The sequence below is a fragment of the Polaribacter vadi genome (assembly GCF_018861005.1).
GTDB classification, from domain to species: Bacteria; Bacteroidota; Bacteroidia; order Flavobacteriales; family Flavobacteriaceae; genus Polaribacter; species Polaribacter vadi_A.
The window spans coordinates 41,720-63,198 of sequence record NZ_JAHKQL010000009.1 but is presented as its reverse complement, the minus strand read 5'-3'; the positions used below and the strand labels follow the sequence as shown (position 1 = coordinate 63,198).

The following is a 21,479-nucleotide window of genomic DNA, read 5'->3' as shown; positions in this document are numbered from 1 at the left end:
AAGAATATAAACATTTAAACATTTCATTTGTTTATAATTTTTTAATTCTTGAATTTTAAATTTTTTAATAAAAAATAAATGGATTACTTAAAAATATTTTCTCCTGCAACTGTTGCCAATGTTTCTTGTGGTTATGATTCTTTGGGGTTTGCTGTTGATGAAATTGGTGATGAAATGACATTTACCAAAACGCCAAACAAAGGTGTAGAAATTACCAATATTACTGGTGCAGATTTAACTTACGATGTAGATAAAAACGCTGCAAGTGCTGTAGTTAAAAAAATGCTGTTGGATTCAAATGCAGATTTTGGTGTGCAACTCACTATTCATAAAGGATTTTCTCCAGGAAGTGGATTGGGTAGTTCTGCTGCAAGTGCTGCTGGTGCTGCTTTTGGCGCAAATCAATTATTAGGCAACATCTACTCTGAATTAGAATTAACAAAATTTGCCATGTTTGGCGAAGAAGTTGCTTGCGGAAGTCCGATTGCAGATAATGTGGCTGCAGCAATTTATGGCGGTTTTGTACTAATTAGAAGTTACGAACCCTTAGATATTGTAAAATTACCTGTACCAAATGAATTAAGACTTGTGGCAATTCATCCACAAATAGAAATAAAAACCAAAGATGCAAGAGCCGTTTTACCAACAGAAATTGCATTAAAAGATGCTGTTACACAATGGGCAAATGTTGGCGGACTAATTTCTGGTTTACATACAAACGATTATAATTTAATCAGCAATTCTTTGGTAGATATTATTGTAGAACCACATCGTAAAAAACTAATTCCTTATTTTGATGATGTACAAAAAGCAGCATTAAAAGCAGGTGCTTTAGGTGCTGGAATTTCTGGTTCTGGACCTACCATTTTTGCACTTTGTAAAGGCGATGAAAATGTAAAAGAGGTTTACAATGCAATTGAAAGAAGCTACAGAAACAAAGGAGTTGATTTCGAACTTTATACATCAAAAGTAAATCCAGAAGGAATAAAAATTATATAATTGCAATATGCTTAAAGCCATAAACTTTAAGCACTTTGTTTCATTTTGCCAAAAGCATAGAGCTTATGGCTTAAAGCAAAAAACACAATGAACTATTACAGTTTACATCATAAATCGCCAAATACAACTTTTAAAAACGCTGTTGTAGAAGGCTTAGCAAAAGATAGAGGAATTTATTTTCCAGAAAACATCACTCCATTATCAAAAGATTTTATTGATAATATTTCTGATTACTCCAACCACGAAATTGCCTTTGAAGCCATAAAACAATTTGTAGGTGATGAAATACCAACAGACATTTTAAAAGAAATTATTGCAGAAACTGTTTCTTTTGATTTTCCTGTGGTTAAGGTTGATGATAATATTGCAACTTTAGAATTGTTTCACGGACCAACAATGGCTTTTAAAGATGTTGGTGCAAAATTTATGGCAAAATGCTTGGAGTATTTTAACAAAGATAATGACAATGAAGTTACTGTTTTAGTTGCTACTTCTGGTGATACAGGAGGTGCTGTTGCTAACGGATTTTTAAGTGCAAAAGGCGTAAATGTGGTTATTTTGTATCCTTCAGGTAAAGTGAGCGATATTCAAGAAAAACAATTAACTACTTTAGGTAAAAATATTACAGCTTTAGAAGTAGATGGTGTTTTTGATGATTGCCAAGATATGGTAAAAACTGCTTTTTTAGATGAAGACATAGAGCGAACTTTAACTTCTGCTAACTCTATAAATGTTGCACGTTGGTTACCACAAATGTTTTACTTTTTCTTTGCTTATAAAGAATTACACAAACAACATAAAGACCTTATTTTCTCTGTCCCAAGTGGTAATTTTGGTAATATTTGTGCAGGAATAATGGCACAAAAATTAGGTTTACCTATCAAACATTTTATAGCATCAACAAACGTAAATGACACTGTCCCTAATTATTTAGTGGATGGAGTTTACTCTCCTAAACCATCAAAAGCAACCATTTCTAATGCTATGGATGTTGGTAACCCAAGTAACTTTATTAGAATTAGAGAATTATTTAACAACGATTTAGAATTGTTAAAAAGTGCTTTTTCTTCTTATAGTTTTTCTGATGATGAAACTCGAGCAACAATGAAAAAAATCTATGAAAATTCAGGTTATGTAGCAGATCCTCATGGAGCTGTTGGTTTCTTAGGATTAAAAAAACATGGATTAAAAGAAAACGAATTTGGTGTTTTCTTAGAAACTGCTCATCCAGTAAAATTCTTAGATGTTGTAGAAGAAACTTTGCCTGTTAAAGTTGAAATTCCTGAGCAGATTAAAAAAGTAATTAACAATACAAAAGTGGCATTAAAAGCAGCTACTTACGAAGACTTGAAAGCGTATTTAATGAAATAAATATATTTCTCTTACTATATTAAAAGCTATTAGCTTCCAGTTCTAATAAAATTATTTATTAAAATTGGAAGCTATTTTTATTAGTAGGATACAATATACCAACCAAACTATTAAAAACTAAGAATTTAAAATCAGAAAAACACCAATCATAATTCCTATTAGAGGCACAATCTTTTTACGTTTGTTTTTTTCTTTAAAAATAAATCCACCAATAACTACTGTGATTAATAATTGACTTCTTTTTATGGCTGATAACAACATAATTAAAGCTTCAGGATCTTGTAATGCTTTAAAATAAAAATAATCTGCAGTATACAACAACAACCCTACTAAAGGGATTAACCAACTCCATTTAAATTTTGCTCTTTTTTCTTTAAAAGGAAACCACATTACACTTAGTATAACCAATAAAATCAATAGAGTATAAAAGCAAAACCAGAACAGTAATGTTTGCGGATTTAAATGTAGGCTTTGCACCAAAAATTTATCGTACAAACCACTTGAGGCTCCTAAAAAAGTAGCTGCTATTATTGCAAAAATCCATTTGTTACTTTTAAAAATAATACCTTCTATTTTTCCGATTTTAGAATACAATATCACTGAGAAAATAATCAGAAAAAAACCAATCCATTGATAAATGTTTGGCTCTTCTTTAAATATAAATATAGCTCCAATAAAAGTAAAAAACGGACCTGCAGAACGTATTGGAGCTACAATTGTAATTGGTAAATGTTTTAAAGCACTGTAAGCTAAAACCCAAGAAGCAGCCATAATCATAGATTTTATAAAAATAAAACCGTGTTTTTCTATTGGCAATTCTTCAATATAGAATCCTATTGATTTAAAATATTCAGGATTTACAATTGAACCGATAAAAAAAGGTAAGAAAACTAAAAATCCGGCAGATAAAGTAATTGTTAATACAGGTAAAACCTCATTATTTTTAACAACTTGTTTTTTTATGATGCTATGAAACCCTAAAAAAAGTGCGGCTAAAAGCCCCAAATACATCCACATAAATCAAATTTTTTTTTACTTGAATTTAAACTAAAAAAAAAGCAACTGATAATCATAAGATTAAAAGTTGCTTTTGTTGGCCTACAAGGACTCGAACCTTGAATGTCGGTACCAAAAACCGGTGTGTTACCAATTACACCATAGGCCAATGCTTCTTAGCGGATGCAAATTTAATGCAATCTTTTAAATTTGCAAACATTTTTTTATAAAATTTACTTTTAACAAAGATTTATGAGGATTTCTTTACTTAGAAAAACAATAAGAACAAGCTTTTATTCATAATTATTAGTAAATTCGCCCACATACAATTACCTGCTTTTATGACACCAGCACAATTTAATAAATGGAACATCATTCTTGGATGGATTACATTTGCTATTGCCCTAATTACTTACACTTTAACCTTAGAGCCCACAGTTAGTGCCTGGGATGTAGGTGAGTACATTTCTACAGCTGTAAAATTAGAAGTTGGGCATCCACCAGGAGCGCCACTTTTTCAAATGTTAGGTGCATTTTTTGCATTATTTACATCAGATAATACAGAAATTGCTAAAATGGTAAACTTTATGTCTGCTTTAGCAAGTGCATTTACCATTTTATTTATGTTCTGGACAGTTAGTAATTTAGCTAAAAAGCTGGCAGCTAAAACAGGTAATATATCTAAAGGGAAACGAATTGCTATTTTAGGAAGTGCTTTAGTAGGTTCTTTAACTTATACTTTTTCTGATAGTTTTTGGTTTAGTGCTGTTGAAGGTGAAGTTTATGCAATGTCATCATTTTTAATGGCATTATTATTTTGGTTAGGTTTAAAATGGGAAAGCGAAATAGATACACCAAGAGGTAATAAATGGCTGGTTTTAATCAGTTTTGTTGTGGGTTTATCATTTGGTGTTCACATACTTTCTTTGTTGGTTATCCCTGCAATTGTAATGTTATATTTCTTTAAAACTTACAAAAGCATCAACTTAAAAACTACAGCTATAGCTACTATTTTTTCTGTATTTGTCTTAATGCTGGTTTTTAAATTTATATTCCCTTTTACATTAAAATTCTTTAGTGCATCAGAGTTATTTTTCATTAACTCAGTTGGTTTACCTTATAACTCAGGTAGTATTATTGCTGCAATAATCTTAGTAGCTCTTTTTATCTTCGGATTAAAATACACCAGAAAAAAGCAAAAATTAACGGCAAACACTTTAATTTTATCGTTACTTTTTATAATGATTGGTTTCTCTTCTTGGATGATGTTACCCATAAGAGCCAATGCAAACACTACTATTAACGAGAATAATCCTTCTAGTGCACGTGAATTATTGGCTTATTACGAACGTGAACAATATGGGGATGCCAATGTTTTTTACGACACGTATTATTCAAATACATACAGCAGAGAGCAAGATGCTACAAACCCAACTAAAGATGACAAACCAAAATATGAGAAAAAAGATGGTAAATATGTTATTGTAAATGTTTACAAAGATGTTTTACCTAATTATTCTGATAAACATAAGGGGTTTATACCAAGAATGGTAAATCCTGCATCCGAAGAAATGTATAAAAAAATTGCAGGAATACCAGCAAATAGCAAACGTAGACCAACTTTTGCAGAGAACATTAAGTTTATGGTTAGCTATCAATTTGGGTATATGTATGGGCGTTATTTTATGTGGAATTTTGTTGGACGACAAAATGATATTCAAGGACAATTAGATATACATAATGGAAATTGGATTAGCGGAATTGATGTAATAGATGAAGCAAGATTAGGCTCTCAAGAAATGTTACCTTGGCAATCTTTACTAAATAAAGGACGCAATAAATACTATTTTTTACCTCTTATTTTAGGGTTAATAGGTTTGTTATATCAAATAAAATGGGATAAAAATAATTTCTTCACCCTATTTTTATTCTTTGCATTTACAGGTTTTGCCATTATATTTTATACAAACCCAAAACCTTTTGAACCAAGAGAACGTGATTATGCAGTTGTGGGTAGTTTCTATATTTTCGCAATTTGGGTAGGTTTTGGTGTATTAGCCTTATATGAATACCTGAAAAATTTTGCAATGAGAAAAAAAGTTGCAATTGCTGTTACTGTAGTTACATTATTAGCTGTGCCTACTTTAATGGCCGTACAAAATTGGGATGATCATGATCGTTCTAACAGATACACAACACATTTAAATGCACAAGCTTATTTAGAAAGTTGCGACCCAAATGCAATTATGTTTACAATTGGCGATAATGATACTTTTCCTCTTTGGTACATGCAAGAAGTAGAAGGAATTAGAACCGATGTTAAACTAGTAAACACAAGTCTTTTTCAAACAGATTGGTACATAGACCAGATGAAGAAGAAAAGTTATAAAGCAGAACCAATTCCATCGCAATTAGAACATGATGAATACAAATACGGAACTTTAGATGTTGCTTATTACTTTCCTGAAATATTTCCTCAATTAAAAGACTCTGTTATAGAATTAGATTATTTCATGAAATGGATTCAGAGTGATAATAAACGTACTTTCTATGATTTAGATGAAGATGGAAACCCAGAAAAAGTATTACTTGCTAACAAAATTCGTATTCCTGTAAACAAAGAAAATGTTTTAAAATACGGAATTGTGGCACAAAAAGACGCTGATAAGATTGTACCTTACATAGATATTACGATTGATAGAGCCATAGGTAAAAATGCAATCTTAATGTTAGATATTTTAAATAATTTCGACTGGAAAAGACCTATTTATTTTACTGGTGGTTCTAATGCAGATAATGAATATATATGGCTTAAAGATTACTTACAATTAGATGGTGTTGCTTTTAAATTTGTACCTATAAAAACACCTACCAAAATTTATAATGAAAACGGACAATTAATTCGTGAGTTGAGTTTGTTTGATATTGGTAGAATTGATACTGAAAAAATGTACAGTAACGTTAAAAAATGGAACTGGAGAAACATTAATGATGGTAAAATTTATTTAGACGAACAAACTAAAAGAAACGCAATCTCTCTAAGAAACAGTTTAATGCGTTTGTCTGCTGCATTTGCAAAAGAAGGTGATACTTTAAAAGCAATTGAAGTGTTAGACTTATCTTTAGACAAATTACCTATCGAAGATTTTGACCATTACAGTTTATCTATGGAATACCCAGAAATGTATTATAAATTAGGTGAAGCAAAAAAAGCTAGAAAAAATGCCGAAGATTTAATTAGATTATTTAAAGAAAAACTAGTTTGGTATAGTACTTTTTCTGTCGAAGATTTTGATATGGTTTTCGAAGATTTCGATTTAACTTTTAGATATCTTTATAGAGGAATTATAGATCAAGTTGTACAGTATGATACTGACCAAGAATTTATAAACGAAATACAAGATGACTTTAACAAAACACTGAGTTTATTTGAACACATTATGCCCAGTGACAGTGTAGAAGTAAAACAATAAAACAAAAAACCACAAACTTAAAAGTTTGTGGTTTTTTTATAGTTATTATTTAGTAAAACTTAAACGTATTGTTGCACCAAACCAATTAAAGTATTTGCATCTTGAAAACCTGTTTGGCGCCATTTCATTTCGCCATTTTTATAAATCATAAAAGTAGGGTTTCCTTTAACACGTAAAGCATCTGCTAAAGTTTCGTTCTTTTTAATATCGATCTTAATTACTTTAGCTTTATCACCTAAAGCAGCAGCAACATCTCTTAAAGTTTGTACACTATTTTCTACCTCATTCCAATCAGCATAAAAGTCGATTAAAACAGGCTTATCAACACTAATTAACTCTCCAAATTTTGTCATAACCTAAGGTTTTTAAAGGAAAAAATTGCGTAAAATTTCTATTTTATTAACACAAATATAATAAATCTAATTAAATAAGCTGATTATCAGGCTTTTTTAAGCTCTATAACAGTAATCTCTGGCCAAATACCTACTCTACCAGGAAAAGCGTGATAACCAAAACCTCTATTTACATTTATAAATCTACCAAATTCTTGATACAAACCAGCCCATTGTTTATACACATATTGAGAAGGACTCCATTTAAAAAAACCAGGAATCTCAATACCCATTTGCAAACCATGTGTATGGCCACTTAAGGTTAAATGATAATTAAAATCATCTTTCTTTACTTTTTCTTGCCAATGACTTGGATCGTGACTCATTAAAATTTTAAAATCGTCTTTTTTAACATTTACTGATGCTTTTTCAAGATCTCCTGCTTGATTAAACCCTTTACCCCAATTTTCAACACCAATTAAAGCTATTTTTTGTCCGCCTTTTTCTAAATATCTGTTTTCGTTACAAAGTAAATCAAAACCTATCTTTTGATGAATTTCTTTTACTTTTTTAAAGTTATTGGTTTTATCTTCTGGCGATTTCCAATCCATATAATCACCATAATCGTGATTTCCAAGAATAGCGTATTTACCTTCTTTGGCTTCTAGTTTTGCAAAAACATCAATCCAATTGTCCATTTCCTTTGCCTGATTATTTACAATATCTCCTGTAAACAACATTAAATCTGATTGCTGCTCATTAATCAAATCTACACCATACTGTATTTTTTCTTTGTTGGTAAAACTACCAGAATGTATATCCGAAATTTGAGTAATGGTATAACCATCAAAAGCAGCAGGTAAATCATCAAAAGAAAGTTGATATTTTATCACTTTATAATTGTATTTACCTTGTATAATTCCGTAGATAAAAGACACAAAAGGAATGGCTGCCAACCCTAAAGCCAATTGAGAAATAAATTTTCTTCTACCAGCCAAAGGCTGTGTTTCTGAACTAGAAAATGCAGATATTCCTTTTACAATCCATCTGTAAACATCTTCGCCAAAAAGTAATAAAAAAAGCACCAACTTCGGAATTAGAAAAGTAAGCAACAAACCCATTGCCATTTGAAATTGTGGTGTTTGTCCATTGCTTCTATCATAAGAAAAAATGGTGATAAAAAAATTGATATAAACAATAGAACTTGCAACTAAAACAGCATATCTTAAAAACTTATTTTTAGAAACTATTTTTAAGGCATTAAATGTATAAACCTCTAAAATTACTGCAAGAATCGTTACAATTATTAGTGGAATTAACCAACGTAGCATAAAATTTATTTTAAACAAACAAAGGTAACTGTTAAAAAACGAATGAATTTTAACAACTTGTTAAAGTTTAAAAGTGCTTTTTTATTAAATTAATACCAAATAAAATTACCTATTCATTTTTAACAATTCATCTAAATTCAAATATTTAAAATCTTAAGAACAAGATTCATATCATCAATTTAAACGCTTATTAAGATTTATGATAGATTTTACAATGCAAGCTCAAATTAAAATCAATAGAATATAAAGCGCAATTTTATACAGTTTTTTGTAGTTTTATCTTTTTTCAACTCTATACAAAATGGCAGATCAAAAAAGACTTTTTTTAGTAGATGCTTACGCATTAATTTTCAGAGGATATTACGCTTTTATAAAAAACCCAAGAATTAATTCTAAAGGGTTAGATACTTCTGCAATAATGGGTTTTATGAACTCTTTATTAGATGTTATAAAACGTGAAAGACCAGATAAATTAGCAGTTTGTTTTGATAAAGGTGGTAGCGTAGATCGTGTAGAAATGTTCGAAGCTTACAAAGCCAATAGAGACGAAACTCCAGAAGCCATAAAAGTTGCTGTGCCATATATTTACGAAATTCTTAAAGCTATGCACATACCAATTATGGTTAAAGAAGGTTTTGAGGCAGATGATGTAATTGGTACACTTTCTAAACAAGCAGAAAAAGAAGGTTTTAAAACTTATATGGTAACTCCAGATAAGGATTTTGCTCAACTGGTTTCTGAAAATATTTTCATGTACAAACCACGTTTTGGTGGTGGTTATGATATTTGGGGAGTGCCAGAAGTACAAGAAAAATTCGGAGTAGAAAACCCAGAACAAGTCATCGATTTTTTAGGAATGATGGGAGATTCTGCTGATAACATCCCAGGTTTACCTGGAGTTGGAGAAAAAACAGCCAAAAAGTTCTTAGCACAATTTGGTTCTATGGAAGGTTTATTAGCCAACACAGATCAGCTAAAAGGAAAAATGAAGGAAAAAGTTGAAGCTAATGGAGAGTTAGGTTTACTATCTAAAAAATTGGCAACAATTATGTTAGATGTTCCTGTAACTTTTGATGCTAAAGATTTTAATTTAGATGAACCTGATAAAGAAAAAGTAACTGAACTTTTTAATGATTTAGAATTCAGAAATTTATTAACCAACTTTTTACGAACTTTTACAACAGAAACTACTACAAAAACTGTAGAAACTAGCGTTGCTGAAAAATCAAAAAAGCCATCAGTAAAAGCAGATGGGCAATTCGATTTATTTGCAGCTCCTGGTTCTGGAAGCGTTTCTGAAGAAGATGTGGCTTCTGGGTTTAAAACTATAAAAAACACGAGTCATTTTTATCAGCATATAAATACTGCTTTTTCTAGAAAATTATTAATTCAGAAATTAATGCAACAAACTTCGGTTTGTTTTGATACTGAAACTACAGGTTTAAAAGCTTTAGAAGTTGAGTTAATAGGAATTGCTTTTTCTTACGAAACAGGTAAAGGTTATTATGTTTCTTTTCCTGAAGACCAAACAGAAACCCAAACTATTTTAGAAGAATTTAGACCTTTTTTCGAATCTGAAAATATCGAGAAAATTGGTCATAATTTAAAATACGATATTAAAGTTTTATCAAATTATAAAATGCCTGTAAAAGGTAAATTGTTTGATACCATGATTGCTCATTATCTAATTAATCCTGATATGAGGCACAATATGGATATTTTGGCAGAAACGTATTTAAATTATCAACCAGTTTCTATTACAGAATTAATTGGTAAAAAAGGAAAAAATCAGCTTTCTATGCGAGTTGTGCCTATTGCAGATCAAACTGAATATGCAGTAGAAGATGCAGATATTACTTATCAATTAAAACAACTTTTTACTACTGAATTGGATTCTGGTAATGTTACCAATTTGTTTAATGATGTAGAATTGCCTCTTGTTTCTGTACTAACAGCTATGGAAATTGAAGGAATAAACATTAATACTGAATTTTTAAAAGAACTATCTGTTGCTTTGTCTGATGATATTATTAGACTAGAAAAAAACATTTACGAGCAAGCAGGAGAAGAATTTAACATTGCATCACCAAAACAATTAGGTATTGTTTTATTCGAAAAAATGCAATTGGTTGATAAACCTAAAAAGACAAAAACTGGCCAATACAAAACTGGTGAAGACATTTTATCTTACTTGGCAAAAGATCATAAAATTATTCAAGATGTTTTAGAATATCGTCAATATAAAAAATTACAAAGTACTTATGTTGATGCTTTGCCTAATGAAATCAACAAAAAAACAGGAAGAATTCATACTGTGTATGCACAAGCAGTTGCTGCAACTGGTAGATTGAGTTCTAACAACCCTAATTTACAAAACATACCTATTAGAACAGAAAGAGGTCGTGAAGTAAGAAAAGCATTTATACCAAGAAGTCAGGAATATGTTTTATTAGCTGCAGATTATAGCCAAATAGAATTAAGAATTATTGCTGCTTTAAGCGAAGAAGATAATATGATAAATGCCTTTAAAAATGGCAAAGATATTCACGCTTCTACTGCTGCAAAAGTGTTTAATGTTCCTTTGGATGAAGTTACTCGTGAGCAAAGAAGTAATGCAAAAACCGTAAACTTCGGAATTGTTTATGGAGTTTCTGCTTTCGGATTAAGCAACCAAACCAACTTGTCTAGAGGCGAAGCCAAAGAATTGATTGATACGTATTACGAAACTTATCCGAAGTTAAAAGCCTATATGTCTGCACAAGTAGATTTTGCTAGGGAAAATGGTTATGTAGAAACCGTTTTAAACAGACGTAGGTATTTAAAAGACATTAATTCTAGAAATGCAATGGTTAGTAGTGGTGCAGAAAGAAATGCTGTAAACGCCCCAATACAAGGTTCTGCTGCAGATATTATAAAACTAGCCATGATAAACATTCATAACCGATTTGAAAAGGAAGGTTTTAAATCTAAAATGTTATTGCAAGTGCATGATGAATTGGTTTTTGATGCACATAAAGACGAACTAAAAACCATAGAACCAATTATTAAACATGAAATGGAAAACGCTTTTAAAATGAGTGTGCCTTTAGATGTTGAAATTGGTTTGGGTTATAATTGGTTAGAGGCGCATTAGATATGATTCTCTTTTCTAAAAAATAAAAAGCTAGTGAAAAACGAAAAACTATGGATTAAAATTAAAAACTTTAATCTAGATGATGAAAGCTCTGATTTTCCTTTTTCTAAAAGGTTAGCCAGAGATAATAATTGGGAAATTAAATTTGCTTTAAAAAGCATTCTAGAATACAAAAAATTCATTTACCTATGTTGTGTATCTAACAAACAAATTACACCTTCAGATGCTGTAGATCAAGTTTGGCACCTTCACTTAACTTACACCAAATCTTATTGGAAAACATTCTGTAACGAAACACTTGGCAAAGAAATTCATCATAACCCAACAAAAGGAGGTACAAATGAAAGAGAAAAATTTTCTGATTGTTATGATTCTACATTTGAGATTTATAAATCTGAATTTAAAGAAACACCTCCTAACTCAATTTGGCTAAACAATAAAAAAAGGTTTAAAGAGGTTAATTTTAAAAGAATTAATATTGACTCTTTTTGGCTTATAAAAAAACCATCAAAACAATTTTTATTTGCATTTAAATTATTAACTATTCTACTTATAATTCCTCTATTATTTATAAGAGCTAAAGACAGTTTAACTGATTCAAGTTCAATAATTATAGTATTAGTTGTTGTAATAATTTTGATAACCTTAAAAAGTAAAAATAACAACAATAATAATGGATGCTCTTATGATGATTTTCATGATGATGGATGTGATAGTGGGTGCAGTGGCTGTTCTGGCTGTGGAGATTAAATAAAACAAAAAATGAAACTAGATTACATAGAAAACTACAACGAACTTAATGAAAACTTGGTTCGTCTTTATAATTTTAATAAAGCAGAAGCCATAAAATTTAGAGACTTATTAATTGAAGTTGTTATTCTTAAAAAACAAAAGTTAGATTTAGCTCAAGTTGATTTTATTGAACCTAGAAATTGCAATTTAATTTTAGGTTTATTTAAAACTGATGAAGGTATTTTAACAAAAGACGACTATAATTTTTTCTGTATTTTAACCCTACAAGGTTTTGAAAAAATGATAAGATTAATAGAACCATTTTGCAATAAAGAATCTAGAGCTCATCAATACTTGTATGATATTGACAACCCTACAGATTTGTTATTTTGCCCAAGTGCTAGTTAAAATAATTCTAACAGAATTAAATGAATAAAAAACTTAAAAATCTATTTTTTTTAGTTCTATCTATCATCACCTTTATAAATTGTGGTGCTAATCGTTTGTTTATGAAACAAGATTCTTCCTTTACAGAAAACTTTAATAATCAAGAAACTTTCAAAAAAAACTGGAAAGATAACTCTTGGAAAAGTCCTGCATTGTATCAACTAGAAAACCAACATTTAAAAATTACAACAAGACCCAATACAAAAGATCGAGTAAAAATAAGAAGTAAACAAAAGTTTACCACTGGCACATATTCATGGCGCATTTTTGTACCAAAATTTAAAATGTACGAACAAGTTAGTATTGGCGCATTTTTATATCATAATCAAAAAGAAGAATTTGAGTTTGATTTTGAAATTGGCTCTGGTCAAAAAATAGATAGAGAACAAATAAATTTAAAAGACAATGAAGCCATTGTATTTTGTGTATCACAATTTTCGCCTTCAAACTCTAGCCATTTTGCAGTAAAAATGGAGGAATATGCTACTTTTAAAATGGAGCTAATAGATGTTAATGGCTTTTATTTAGTAAAGTGGTTTATCAACAATAATTTAGTTAAAACGCTACAAACTAACGTAAAAAGTAACACTAAATTTAAAGTACATTGTAGTTTAGAGAATTTACATTTTATGGGAGATTTGCCAACATCAACAGAAAATAATGTGCTTTTTGATGCTTTTCAATATCAAGAAACACTAGAATAAAACGCATAAAAAAAGGTAGATTAAAAATCTACCTTAGTTTAAAAACTTTTTCTTTTAAAGAGTGTTATTTATTATTGATCTTCTTTTACAATTTTATCTAACTTTTTAATCTCTTCATTGTACTCCTCAATAGCAGCATCAAATTTTCCTTTTTTAATTTCTTCGTTAAATTCTTCAATAGCTTCTTCGTGAATTTTTATATATTCATTTACAGTTTCATCTAACTCCTCTTTTAAGTCATCAAATTTTTCTGAAAGCTCTTCTAAATTCTCTTGCATTTCTTTTTCTGATGCATCTTGGTCTTCTATAAGTTCTAAATATTCATCTTGAATATCTTGTACATCTTCCATAACTTCCTCAGTTTTTAACCAAGCAGGAATTGTGTTTCCTAAGTTTGCAATTCTATAATTCATATTCTGAATTCTTTCTCTTGTTGTAACATAATCAACTTTTCTTAAATTAGTTAATTCGTAGTTTACAACTGTATAATCTGCCCAATCATTAAAACCAGATATTCCTCTAGCATCTAAGTCATATACAATTGGTGTTTCTTTTTCTTTCATTTTATAGGTACGTGTTTTTACCTCATCTTCTGCTAAATCACTTTCCATTTCCACGTCTAAATTATCTTTATCCATATCTACAAGCTCTGCAATTTCTTCTTTTGCTTCATCCATGTTGTTTTTCTTTGGAGTATCACAAGAAACCAACATAAAGTTAGATAATGTTAAAACGATAGCTGCTACTCTTACTGAATTCATATTCATAATTTTCATAATATTTCTATTTTAAGTTCGATACAAAACTATAGGATAACAAAACAGTTCTTTAACGCAAATAATGTAATTCTTTGCTCTTTAGATATTTTAGATTCTATAAACTGTTTAAGTGGTATTTTATAACGAAACAACCTATCTTTGGCAATTATTCTTATAAAATTGAAACATTTTCATCATTTTAAAACTGATATTTCAGAAATTAAACTTCCAGAAAAGTTTACATTTCCATTCTATTATGAGCCTCATTTATTAGCAAAAACTGCTGTGGATGAAATTCAGAAGTATTTAGAAAATCAAACTGACTTTACACACAATTTTGGTTTAGATGATAAAAATTCTGAAACTGCCATTGGTAAAATGTTTGGAGTCTTAGTAGTTAAAGATGATAAAAACCAATTGGGTTATTTAGCCGCTTTTTCTGGTAAATTAGATGATAATAGTTTACCCAAAGCTTTTGTCCCACCTGTTTTTAATATGAGAACAGAAGGTAGTTTTTACACCAAAGGAGAAAAAAAAATTGAAGAAATAAATGCTCAATTAGGTTCAATTTTAAAGGATGAAAACTACTTAACTATAAAAGCAAATCACAAAAAACTTGTTTTAAATATTGAAACTGATTTAGAACTGCAAAGAAAAAAAATGAAACTTTCTAAAGCTGATAGAAAAGCAAAAAAGCAACAAGCAATTTCAGTTTTAAGCGATGTTGAGTTTAAAAAACTAACACAAATACTACAGCAAGAAAGTTATAACGATCAATTTTTTTACAAAGAATTACAAGAATACTATCAATCTAAAATTGATAAAAGTGCTAAAAAACTAACTTTTTTCCAAAATAAAATTGAAGCTTTAAAAACCAAACGAAAAGAAAAGTCGAACTATTTACAGCAAACTTTGTTTAGTAAATATGCTTTTTTTAATCAGAAAAAAGAACTAAAAAGTTTGTTAGATATTTTTAACGATCCAACAATAAAACCTCCTGCAGGTTCTGGAGAATGTGCTGCACCAAAATTATTACACTATGCGTTTACCAACAACTTAAAACCCATTTGTGTAGCAGAATTTTGGTGGGGAATTTCGCCAAACTCGGCCATTAGAAAACACAAAAACTACTATCCTGCTTGCCAAAGCAGATGTAAACCCATTTTAGGACACATGTTAAATGGCATTAAAATGGATGATAATTTGCTGTTAGAAAGCTTATCAAAAAAAGAACAGTTAAAAATTATTTTTGAAGATGATGTTTTAATAGTAGTTAATAAACCAGCAGAATTTTTATCTGTACCTGGTAAAGAAATTAAAGATTCTGTGTACACCAGAATTAAAGAGCTATACCCAACAGCAACAGGCCCTTTAATTGTGCATCGTTTAGACATGTCTACTTCCGGAATTTTAGTGCTTACAAAAACTAAAGAAGCCAATAAAGTTTTACAAAGTCAGTTTATAAATAGAACTGTAAAAAAAAGGTATGTTGCTTTATTGGATGGTAAATTATCAGCAAAAAAAGGAACAATTAAACTTCCTTTACGTGTAGATTTAGATGATAGACCTAAACAATTGGTCGATTTTAAATATGGAAAAAATGCAGAAACGAATTGGGAAATTATCAATATAAAAAATGGTAAAACTCGTGTTTATTTTTATCCTATAACTGGTAGAACTCATCAATTAAGAGTACATGCAGCTCATAAAAACGGTTTAAACACTCCTATTTTAGGTGATGATTTATATGGAAAAAAAACAAACAGGTTGCATTTACATGCTCAATTTATTGAGTTTTTACACCCATCAACTCATAAAAAAATGAGTTTTAAGGTTGATGCTGATTTTTAAATCAACAAAGCATTTTTATATGTAATTTTGTACCCGAAAATTATGAGTATTATTTCTAAAGACATACAAAACGCAATTGCCATTTTAACCAATGAAGAATTGGTGGCAATACCAACTGAAACCGTTTATGGTTTAGCTGGCAATATCTTTAGCGAAAAAGCGATTAAAAGCATTTTCGAAACTAAAAAGCGTCCTTTTTTTAATCCTTTAATTGTTCATATTCCTTCTGCTGATAAATTAGAAACTATTGTTTCTGAAGTGCCTAAAAAAGCAAGGATTTTGGCAGATAAATTCTGGCCGGGTTCTATGACATTGGTTTTAAAAAAGCACGAATCAATTCCTGATTTAATAACTGCAGGTAAAGATACAGTTGCTGTTCGTGTTCCAAATCATACTACAACAATTAGTCTTTTAAAACAATTACCTTTTCCTTTGGCTGCACCCAGTGCCAATCCTTTTAACAATATTAGTCCTACAAAACCAGAGCATGTAGAACGCTATTTTAAAAATGATATTAAAATGGTTTTAGATGGTGGTACTTGTAAAAACGGTATAGAATCTACCATTATTGGTTTTGAGAATAATGAACCAATTATTTACAGATTAGGTGCTTTGGCTTTAGAAGAAATTGAGGCAGTTATTGGTAAAATAGAAATAAAAAATAAAAAAGAAGAAAACCCTGATGCTCCAGGAATGTTAGACAAACATTATTCGCCTTTAACTACAACCATTTTAACAACTTCTATTGTTGATGAAATAGAACAACATCCAAATAAAAAAATTGGCGTTTTAACTTTAAATTCTTCTTTTAAAAGTGATAAAATTAGTGCTGAAATTATTTTATCAACTTCATCTAATTTAGAAGAAGCTGCATCAAAATTATACGATGCTTTACATCAATTAGATCATCAAAATTTAGACATTATTCTAGTAGAAAAAATGCCAGATTTTGGTTTAGGAAAATCGATGAACGATCGCTTGCAAAGAGCTTCTTTTAAAGGATAATTACTACTTCTTTTCGTCTTTCAATAAAGAGAATAATGCTGATCTAAATATTGAAAGTAAAATGCTAAAAAAGAGTGCTGCCCAAAAGCCAGAAACTTTAAAACCGTCTATTAAACTGTCTGCCAATAAAATAATGCAAGCATTTATTACAAAAATAAATAGCCCAAAAGTTACAATGGTAGCAGGTAGTGTAAAGAAAATTAAAAGTGGCCTAACAATCATATTTAAAATTGCAATTACAATAGCTACAATTATTGCTGATAGATAACCAGTTACAGCAACTCCAGGTAAAATATTAGCTAAAACAATTACTGCTAAAGCCGTTAATAAAATTTTTAGAAATGTTTTCATAAGTATAAATTTAACTTACTGATTGCTAAAAGTGTACCAATTTTAAAATCGGAAGTTTTGGCAGGTTTTTAGTTTATAATAAAATTCTTTATGCTTAAAAAAGTTGTAGTTAACCTAAAGATAATTTACTAGAAATATTAAATTTCAAAAAATAATTATATCTTTAAACTTGCTTATGAAAATCCCTATAATTAGATTAATTCTCTTCTATTTTATATTAAGTAATCTTAATATAAATTCTCAAAATATTCACTTAAAATCGAAATTAGAAAACATAAAGGTTTTAGAAGATTCTACTTTTGTAAACGAAATTTCTATCCTTTTTAATAAAAGTACTGAAGATCAATTTTATCCAATATTTTATGACTCAGAATTAGAAAAAGTTTCTAATATTCAATTATTTGAAAAGAAAAGAACACGTTTTAAAAGCATTGATCTTAATAAAGTTTACGAAGAAGATGTAGAGTTAGATTACATTACTAGTCAAAAAGTAAAATCTTTGGTAATACCCGCTAATAAAGAGATTAAGTTAACCTATTCTTTGTCTTGTAAAGAATTAATGTATTTTTCTAGTTTACATTTCTTTTCTTATAATCAAATAGATACACTAGAATATAAAATTAAAATTCCGAAAAAATTCGATTTAGCTCATAACACTATTTACAAAGATTCTTTAAGCTATTTTAAAATTGATTCGATTAAAACAGATACAAGTTCTAGCTGGAATATTAAAGTAAAACCCAAAAAAGTTAAATCTGACCCATTACAATTTTTTGGTATTTATAAAAACATGAAAGTTCCATTAATGCGAACTCTTGTTATTCCAAATTCATATAAAAATAAACCTACCAATTATATGAACGATTGGTATTACAAAAACTTACTTGAACAAAAAGGTTTAAACCCTACAGTAAAAGAAAAAATAGATGAATTAACTGCAAATGTTACAGACCCTAAACAAATTACAAATATTATTTACAATTATGTTAAAAATAACTTTAAATACGTTGCTATAGAAATTGGTTTAGGCGCTTTTATTCCTACACACGCAAATGAAGTATTTGCCAATAAACAAGGAGATTGTAAAGATCTTTCAAATTTTTTATCAGAAGCTTTACGATACAAAAATATTAAAAGTGATGTGGCTTTGGCTGCAACTTTCGATCATATAAGTGATTGTGATTTTCCGTCATTAAGTTCTGCCAATCACGTAATTTGTATTGCGTATATAAATGGTAAGAAAATACTGTTAGACCCAACAGACCCTATACATTTAGCAGAATCTCCAGTACAAAGTTTACAAGAAAGAACAATATTGATAATAAACGCAAAAGAAGGTTCATTTTATAAAATTAAAAATTTTACACCTCAACAAAATGAAATTTCTTATGAGATGGATGTAAAAATAGACTCAAGTACTAATGTTATAAATGGTGATTTTAATATAAAATACAATGGTATTTCTGGAAACTTTTTAAAAAGAGACCTAAAAAACCTAAACAAAAAAGATTTTGAAAATTCTATAAAATTATTATACGAACAAATTTTTGGACAACAATCAGTTTATAATTTATCACATTCAAATCATCTTAAAAATATATCATTTAAAGGAGATATTTCTATTAACGGAAAAACATTTGGAGATAACACCCATAAATATTTATTTATAGATTATTTACCTAGAATTTTTGAAACTGAAAGTAGAGAAACATTAATAGAAGGCACGTATTTATACAATCCATTTCATAAAAAAGTACGCGTTAAAATTACCTTAGATGAACCTATAGAAATTTTTAAAGCTATAGAACAAAATTTTAATAGTACAGAAGTATCATTTAACTTAAAAATAGAAGCCAAATCTAATCTAGAAATAGAGTGTAGTTACGACTTTATTTTCAAAGATGTTTTTGTAGACCATAACAACATCAAGACAATTAATAAGATTTTAAAATCATTTAAAAAAATAATTAATGAGCCAATTGTTCTCAAAAAAAATAAAAGTTAGTGTAAATATCATTTGTATTTGCGTTCTTTTTTACGGCTTTAAATCAAACTTTAAAAGTATAGAGCAAGACTCATTTTTAACGCTTTGTAAAAACTCAGATGCTTATTATTTGCATTCTTATACAGATGCAGCGTATATGAAAAACTGGTCTAGCTATAAAAGTTTTATTTCTATTAATAATAAGTTAGTTGTAAATAATGCAAATGGTGTAGAAAAATATGCGTTTTTAACATTAAGTGAATACGAGAGTAATCATATAAAAAAAATTAAAGTAAGAACCTTAAAAAAAGACGGTTCTATTGTTGAACTTGATTCTAGTTTAGTTTTTCAGAAAAAGGCGAAAAACAAAAAATTTGGAGAAATAAACTACCCAATACCAGCTGTAGAACCTGGAGACACAATAGAAACTACATACACTTATTACGAAAACTTAAAGTTAGATGAATTAATAGGTTATGTAAGCTTACACTCAGACATACCCAGTAAAAACACACAATACACTGTACAAACAAATAAAGATTTAGGTATACGTTATAAATCTTATAATAATTTTCCAGAACCTGAAATTGTATCTAACGATTCTTTAGTTTACTTACAATTTTCTATGGATAAAATTAAAGGTTTTGAAAATAATGATTACAGCTGTTTTCCTTGTGAATTGCCTTATTTATATTATTCATTAGAAAAAAAAGATGGTAAATTAAGAACTTGGAAAGATGTTTATAATGAAGAATTTAATTTTTTAACGCAACCTTTAGCTATTGATACAGAAAAATCATCTTATTACAAAAGATGGAAAAAAAGAATAATTGGAGAAGCAAAAGACAGCTCTAAATATTATAAGTTTAACTTGTTATTTAATGAAGTATCAGAAAATTTTAACATTGATGTTATAAAGGGAAAAGAATTTATAAAATCTAATGGCTATTTTTTAAAAGAAAAAAGATTTGACGTAATTAGTATCAGAAGGTTTTATAGACAAATTTTAGAAGATTTAGAAATACCTTATTGGGCGGTTTTTGGTAAGAGTAAATTATCTGGTAATATAGACCCTTATTACATTAGAAAAGGCGAATACGACCATATATTTTTTGCCTTCGAAAACAAAGATAAAAAGTTGTTTTTTTTATACCCTCATAGCGAATCTTATAAATATCAAATTGATGAAATTCCTACTTCTTTATACAATACCAATGCAATTTTAATTAAGCCCATACTTACAAGTAAAAAGAAGAAAAAAGATAAATTTATTTCTAGAGATTTAAAATTTGCTGAAGTAGACTCTATCAGTAGAATAAAAGTAAAATTACCAGGCCTAAGTTCTAATCAGAATTACTTAAATCAAATTGTTTATAGTAATGTTGATATAAAAAAACGAACTACATCTTTTAAATATATGTTTAAAGTTTCTGGTGGTTCTTCTACAGATTTAAGAACTTTTTTAAATATGATTAATGAAAATGAAGAAGTTAGCGACTTTTACAATGCCTTGTCTGAATATGAAGGGGATGATAATACAATGCAAATTGATACAGTAACCCGAATAAAACTAAATAAGCACAAACCTTACACTTATAATATTAATGCACAAGGAAAACTAAATAACACAGTTACATTTTTAAATGATAGCCTTGTAAGTATTTCTTTTGATAAATTAATAAATCACAACCAAATAGAAACCAATACAGATGCTGCTGCTTTAAATTATTACCTAGATTACAGTTATTCTGATAACTTTATGCTAAACCTTCAGTTTCCATGTAAAATTGAAGTTCTAGGCTTAGATGATGGAAAAGTAAATTTTAAAAATGATTTTGGAGAATATTATTTTGAATTAAAACAAAATAATAAAAATCAACTTATTGTAAAATCTAATTACAAAATCTTACAGAATCAAATTCCAAAAGAAAACTATCAAGAATTAAAACTATTAAACGAGAAAGTAAAAAACTCAGAAAGTAAAAGGTTAATTGTTAAATTAAAAATATAAT

At 28.8% G+C, this 21,479-nt stretch carries 16 protein-coding genes and 1 tRNA gene; 11 read left to right on the top strand and 6 right to left on the bottom strand.

The window, feature by feature from the left end; all coding sequences use genetic code 11:
* The first annotated feature begins 78 nt into the window (after nt 1–78).
* Both KO506_RS06585 and thrC read left to right on the top strand, forming a co-directional pair.
* A complete protein-coding gene (locus tag KO506_RS06585) occupies nt 79–999 on the top strand; it encodes a homoserine kinase (RefSeq protein ID WP_215994104.1) in 921 nt (306 codons plus the stop codon).
* 87 nt (nt 1,000–1,086) lie between these two features.
* Complete coding sequence (gene thrC / locus KO506_RS06580; RefSeq protein ID WP_215994103.1) at nt 1,087–2,370, top strand: threonine synthase; 1,284 nt, start codon at nt 1,087–1,089, stop codon at nt 2,368–2,370.
* Nucleotides 2,371–2,487: 117 nt separating this feature from the next.
* Here the strand turns inward: thrC and KO506_RS06575 are convergent, their stop codons facing one another.
* Complete coding sequence (locus KO506_RS06575; protein WP_215994102.1) at nt 2,488–3,387, bottom strand: EamA family transporter; 900 nt, start codon at nt 3,385–3,387, stop codon at nt 2,488–2,490.
* A gap of 76 nt (nt 3,388–3,463) precedes the next feature.
* Nucleotides 3,464–3,535, bottom strand: a tRNA-Gln gene (locus KO506_RS06570).
* A gap of 172 nt (nt 3,536–3,707) precedes the next feature.
* On the opposite strand from KO506_RS06570, the gene KO506_RS06565 reads away from it, so the two are divergent.
* Nucleotides 3,708–6,839, top strand: a complete 3,132-nt coding sequence (locus KO506_RS06565; protein ID WP_215994101.1) for a glycosyltransferase family 117 protein — start codon at nt 3,708–3,710, stop codon at nt 6,837–6,839.
* A gap of 59 nt (nt 6,840–6,898) precedes the next feature.
* Here the strand turns inward: KO506_RS06565 and KO506_RS06560 are convergent, their stop codons facing one another.
* Both KO506_RS06560 and KO506_RS06555 read right to left on the bottom strand, forming a co-directional pair.
* Nucleotides 6,899–7,192, bottom strand: a complete 294-nt coding sequence (locus KO506_RS06560) for a thioredoxin family protein (protein ID WP_068356976.1) — start codon at nt 7,190–7,192, stop codon at nt 6,899–6,901.
* 86 nt (nt 7,193–7,278) lie between these two features.
* Nucleotides 7,279–8,502 (bottom strand): metallophosphoesterase, encoded by a 1,224-nt coding sequence (locus KO506_RS06555; protein ID WP_215994100.1) that lies wholly within the window; start codon nt 8,500–8,502, stop codon nt 7,279–7,281.
* 301 nt (nt 8,503–8,803) lie between these two features.
* Between KO506_RS06555 and polA the strand changes: the two genes are divergently transcribed.
* Genes polA through KO506_RS06535 form a run of 4 tightly spaced genes read left to right on the top strand, consistent with a single transcriptional unit; the run spans nt 8,804 to nt 13,518 of the window.
* Nucleotides 8,804–11,635 carry a DNA polymerase I gene (polA, locus tag KO506_RS06550; RefSeq protein WP_215994099.1) on the top strand — a complete coding sequence of 944 codons (2,832 nt, stop codon included), beginning with the start codon at nt 8,804–8,806 and terminating at the stop codon, nt 11,633–11,635.
* 33 nt (nt 11,636–11,668) lie between these two features.
* The gene (locus tag KO506_RS06545) at nt 11,669–12,385 is read left to right on the top strand and encodes a glycine-rich domain-containing protein (RefSeq protein WP_215994098.1); all 717 of its coding nucleotides are present in this window, start codon (nt 11,669–11,671) and stop codon (nt 12,383–12,385) included.
* 12 nt (nt 12,386–12,397) lie between these two features.
* Nucleotides 12,398–12,775 (top strand): hypothetical protein, encoded by a 378-nt coding sequence (locus KO506_RS06540; protein WP_215994097.1) that lies wholly within the window; start codon nt 12,398–12,400, stop codon nt 12,773–12,775.
* A 20-nt stretch (nt 12,776–12,795) separates the two neighbouring features.
* On the top strand, nt 12,796–13,518 hold the full coding sequence (locus KO506_RS06535) for a hypothetical protein (RefSeq protein ID WP_215994096.1): 723 nt from the start codon (nt 12,796–12,798) through the stop codon (nt 13,516–13,518).
* Between the two features lie 71 nt (nt 13,519–13,589).
* Here the strand turns inward: KO506_RS06535 and KO506_RS06530 are convergent, their stop codons facing one another.
* A complete protein-coding gene (locus tag KO506_RS06530) occupies nt 13,590–14,294 on the bottom strand; it encodes a hypothetical protein (RefSeq protein ID WP_215994095.1) in 705 nt (234 codons plus the stop codon).
* 162 nt (nt 14,295–14,456) lie between these two features.
* Between KO506_RS06530 and KO506_RS06525 the strand changes: the two genes are divergently transcribed.
* Both KO506_RS06525 and KO506_RS06520 read left to right on the top strand, forming a co-directional pair.
* Nucleotides 14,457–16,127: an RluA family pseudouridine synthase gene (locus tag KO506_RS06525; RefSeq protein ID WP_215994094.1), complete on the top strand. Its 1,671-nt coding sequence runs from the start codon at nt 14,457–14,459 to the stop codon at nt 16,125–16,127.
* A gap of 42 nt (nt 16,128–16,169) precedes the next feature.
* Nucleotides 16,170–17,132, top strand: a complete 963-nt coding sequence (locus tag KO506_RS06520; RefSeq protein WP_215994093.1) for an L-threonylcarbamoyladenylate synthase — start codon at nt 16,170–16,172, stop codon at nt 17,130–17,132.
* Nucleotides 17,133–17,135: 3 nt separating this feature from the next.
* Here the strand turns inward: KO506_RS06520 and KO506_RS06515 are convergent, their stop codons facing one another.
* The gene (locus tag KO506_RS06515) at nt 17,136–17,483 is read right to left on the bottom strand and encodes a phage holin family protein (protein WP_215994092.1); all 348 of its coding nucleotides are present in this window, start codon (nt 17,481–17,483) and stop codon (nt 17,136–17,138) included.
* 175 nt (nt 17,484–17,658) lie between these two features.
* Between KO506_RS06515 and KO506_RS06510 the strand changes: the two genes are divergently transcribed.
* Together KO506_RS06510 and KO506_RS06505 are read left to right on the top strand one after the other, a co-directional pair.
* Nucleotides 17,659–19,488, top strand: a complete 1,830-nt coding sequence (locus KO506_RS06510) for a transglutaminase-like domain-containing protein (protein WP_215994091.1) — start codon at nt 17,659–17,661, stop codon at nt 19,486–19,488.
* Nucleotides 19,454–21,478: a DUF3857 domain-containing protein gene (locus tag KO506_RS06505; RefSeq protein ID WP_215994090.1), complete on the top strand. Its 2,025-nt coding sequence runs from the start codon at nt 19,454–19,456 to the stop codon at nt 21,476–21,478. Before KO506_RS06510 ends, KO506_RS06505 begins: the two co-directional genes overlap by 35 nt.
* Nucleotide 21,479: the final 1 nt, after the last annotated feature.